Genomic DNA, 1,876 nt, shown 5'->3' on the forward strand with positions numbered 1-1,876 from the left:
ATACAGGAGATATTATGGAAATGACAGGTCTTAAAAAAGAAGAAATAGAGGATATAAGAAAAAGTATGCTTCATGAATCAAAAGAGGATGCTATATAAACAAAAGTTAAACTTTACAAAGATGCTTTGATTGGATAAATTATAGGAAAACACGAGAAATACGGAACCTAAATTTTTGTATCTGAATTATTCTCATTATCTGGAATATTATACATATATGGTAGCATAGTTTTTTCTAAAATAGCTCTTAAACCTTTAACACCAGTTTTCTTTTCACTAACTATCTTAGATGGTGAGTATTTGTGATATAATAAAGCTATAGGAGAAACGGTGAATCTAAAAAGGGTGGTGAGTTTATGGATCAGGTGTTAAAGGGGAGAATTAATATATTTTTAGAGGAAGCGGAGAAGATTTGTAAGATAAATTTTGCTTATCTTTTTGGCTCTTATGCACGGGGAGAACAAAATGAAAATAGTGATATAGATATTGCTATTATGCCAGACTTAACAGGAATTAATAAAAAATCAGAAGTATTTATGAGAGGGAATTTAATAGAATTGGGGAAGTCTATATTTAAAAAGGATGTAGATATTGTATTTCTAAATGTAGATTCTGTATTTTTGAAATATAAAATTATATACGAAGGAATAGTCATTAAGGATAGTGATGATAGAATTTCTTTTGAGTCTTTAGTGCTTAGGGAGTATTTCGATTTTCAGTATTATAGTAATTATTATAACAAACAAATGTTAGATTCTAGAAGCGGGGATGTGTAGCTATGGTAAGAAGAGAGATTGTTTTATCTAGAATAAGTAAATTAGATGAGTATATTGAGTTTTTGTACGAAATGGGTAAATACCCTAAAGAGGAATACTTATTTGATCCAATGATATATGGTTCCACTGAAAGATTTTTGCATCTATCAATAGAATGTGTTATTGATATTGCAAATCATATTATTTCTGATATGGGATATAGAAAGCCAAGCAGTAACAAGGAGATATTTGAAATTTTATTTGAAAACAAAATAATAGATAATAATTTGAAGGAAAACTTATCTAATATGGCGGGATTTAGAAATATATTAGTTCATGATTATATAAATTTAGATAGAGAAGTAGTATACGATATATTAAATAACAATCTAAAAGATATAGAGGATTTTAGAGATATAGCACTAGAATATGTATGATATACTCTAGTGAATTACCACCATTTATAAAAGTGGACGGTTTCCTGCTTCCTAGAACATTACTTTCAAGTGAAAAATATTCTAGCGAATTAGTGAAAAAGTATGTAAGGAGGGAAATGCTTATGAATTCACCATTATTTGAAGAGTGGGTAAAAGAAGAGAGAGAAGAAGCTGCAAAGAAGGCTAGAGAAGAAGCTACAAGAAGAGCTACGATAAAGACAAAAAAGGAAAGTATAATAGATGTATTAACAGAAAGATTTGAATTTGTACCTGAAAAGATAATAGAAGGAATTAATAATATAGAAAGTTTAACCATATTGAATCAATTATTTAAGAGGTCAATTAAGACCTCTTCTTTAGATGAATTCAGTAAATTATTAGAAATTATAATACAAGGTTAATCTGGGACAACGGGGACGGTTCTCGCTGTCCCATTTTTTTATATTGAATAAGATAATAATTTAATGATATGACAATGTAATGAAAATTAATATTAATATCAGACATAGAAACAGCTGCCATAGCTTGTGAATTAGAGAAAAAGGAATCCTCATAAAGAAAAATTCAAGCTTATATATAAATGAAGCTATGGTGAAAGCTAGTGTACTAGTGTAGATGAAGAAATTGATGATAAGTCAATGCATTGGATTGAAGAAGAATTAAAGATGGAAACAGAATATGGTAT

3 protein-coding genes are annotated in these 1,876 nt (G+C 28.6%); all 3 read left to right on the forward strand.

Annotation, left to right across the window (positions count from 1 at the left end; all coding sequences use genetic code 11):
• The first annotated feature begins 355 nt into the window (after positions 1–355).
• The 3 genes from mntA to VK998_RS00780 all read left to right on the forward strand — a co-directional run bounded on the left by mntA (position 356) and on the right by VK998_RS00780 (position 1,592).
• The gene (gene mntA, locus VK998_RS00770) at positions 356–775 is read left to right on the forward strand and encodes a type VII toxin-antitoxin system MntA family adenylyltransferase antitoxin (RefSeq protein ID WP_325224388.1); all 420 of its coding nucleotides are present in this window, start codon (positions 356–358) and stop codon (positions 773–775) included.
• Positions 776–777: 2 nt separating this feature from the next.
• Complete coding sequence (gene hepT / locus VK998_RS00775; protein ID WP_325224391.1) at positions 778–1,191, forward strand: type VII toxin-antitoxin system HepT family RNase toxin; 414 nt, start codon at positions 778–780, stop codon at positions 1,189–1,191.
• A 122-nt stretch (positions 1,192–1,313) separates the two neighbouring features.
• Entirely contained in the window at positions 1,314–1,592 is a 279-nt protein-coding gene (locus VK998_RS00780) for a hypothetical protein (protein WP_325224394.1), read from the forward strand.
• Positions 1,593–1,876 lie beyond the last annotated feature (284 nt).

The sequence above is a fragment of the Schnuerera sp. genome, assembly GCF_035459645.1.
Classification (GTDB): domain Bacteria; phylum Bacillota; class Clostridia; order Tissierellales; family Tepidimicrobiaceae; genus Schnuerera.